Consider the following 267-nt stretch of genomic DNA (forward strand, 5'->3'; position numbering starts at 1 on the left):
ACTATTTGCGCAGCCAAGGCTTACCCGTTTCCTACCGCCCCCATGCCGGATTGGAGAGTGTCGGTACCGAAGCACTGTTCAACTTAAGCATCCGCCACAACCCCATCGTCGAAGGCATACGTACGGCTGACTACAACTACCGCAGTGCCGATACCGATCTCTTTGCCGAAACCGACAACAAACAATCCGAAGAATCTGCCGACAATACCGTCTTATTGGGCAAACAGCAGCATTGGGGCCTTCATCCCAAAACAACCGACGAAGCCC

At 53.6% G+C, this 267-nt stretch carries 1 protein-coding gene; it reads left to right on the forward strand.

The features are described from left to right. Positions 1–267, forward strand: a 267-nt coding sequence (locus tag HMPREF3022_RS11695) for a hypothetical protein (protein WP_210399655.1), incomplete at both ends; no start/stop codon positions are given.

The organism is Neisseria sp. HMSC065C04 (genome assembly GCF_001815375.1).
Taxonomy (GTDB): Bacteria; Pseudomonadota; Gammaproteobacteria; order Burkholderiales; family Neisseriaceae; genus Neisseria; species Neisseria flavescens_D.